The following is a 1164-nucleotide window of genomic DNA, read 5'->3' on the forward strand; positions in this document are numbered from 1 at the left end:
TCGCCGGAGCCGAGCCCGAGGATGAAGCGTCCGCCCGACAGCGTCGCGACCGACAGCGCGCCTTTCGCGATATGCAGCGGATGACGCAGCGGCAGCACGATCGCGCCGCTGGCGAGTGCGATCCGGCGCGTGCGTGACGCCAGTGCGCCGAGCAGGACCCACGGGTCGAGGTGGCCGACCGGGTCGGGGTAGTCGGCGCTGTTCAGCGGCACGTCGCGAATCCACAGCGCGCGAAAGCCGAGCGTGTCGGCCAGCGCCGCGAGTCCGAGCTGCTCGTCGAAGTCGGCGACGATATGGCCGGTGCGAAGCAGCGGAAGCGTGAGGCCGATCGACAACTGCCCGGCCGAAAAGACGCGATGCGCGACATCGGGTTGGGCAGGGGCGGGCGTAGTCATGGGGAATCCTTGGCGGCGGTGCAAAGCGAACACGCGACGTGGCGTGTCCGAATGCTAGCGTGTTTGCACGTCGGGTGCGCGGCACGGGATGCGCAGTGACGGGTCGGGCGTGACCGGTTGGTGTCGAGACAACGCGGGCCATGCGGGCAGCGGGCCGGGCATAATCGGTGCCTTCGGTCATTGAAAACAACGCATCCGGATGAACGTCCTTCAACACATCGCGATCGGTCTGGCGGCGAGCGCGGCGCTCTTCGCGGTTGCGTCCGATGCGCTCGCGGACGATGTGGAACGCGCCGCTATCTGCAAGACCGCCGAGGAAACGGGCTACACGGCCGACATCCGCAATTGCCTCCGGCTGAAATACGAAGCGGCTGACAAGCGGTTGAATGCAGCCTACAAGGCGAAGATGGCGAACCTGGATGAGCCGGGCAGGGCGAAGTTGCGCAACGACGAGCGCCGCTGGCTCAAGGCGCGGGATGCTGCCTGCGCCGAATCGCGGCAGCCCGATGCAGGCGGCACGCTCGGGCTCGTGGAGGTCGACAGCTGCTTCGTCGACGAAACCGAGCGTCGCGTGAAGGTGATCGACGCCTTTCGTTGAGATGGATTGAGGTGTCGCGCCGGCCCCGGCGCTATGTCACCCGCAGCGTCGTGCCGCGCAGCGTGAGGCCAAGGCGCGACGCCACACGTTGCGATGCGCGGTTGTCGCTGTCGGTGCTGTAGAACAGCGTGCGCGTCTGAAGCGACGGCAGCCGCGACCACGCGGCGGTTA

2 protein-coding genes are annotated in these 1164 nt (G+C 67.5%); one reads left to right on the plus strand and one right to left on the minus strand.

Features of this window, described 5'->3' with window-relative positions; genetic code table 11:
- On the minus strand, positions 1-395 hold a 395-nt coding region (locus JYJ84_RS37165), incomplete at its 3' end, for an LLM class flavin-dependent oxidoreductase (protein ID WP_205190347.1).
- 199 nt (positions 396-594) lie between these two features.
- Here JYJ84_RS37165 and JYJ84_RS37170 point away from each other — a divergent pair.
- A complete protein-coding gene (locus tag JYJ84_RS37170; RefSeq protein WP_174960818.1) occupies positions 595-993 on the plus strand; it encodes a lysozyme inhibitor LprI family protein in 399 nt (132 codons plus the stop codon).
- The last annotated feature ends 171 nt before the right edge of the window (positions 994-1164 follow it).

This window comes from Burkholderia sp. LMG 13014, assembly GCF_905232215.1.
Classification (GTDB): Bacteria; Pseudomonadota; Gammaproteobacteria; order Burkholderiales; family Burkholderiaceae; genus Burkholderia.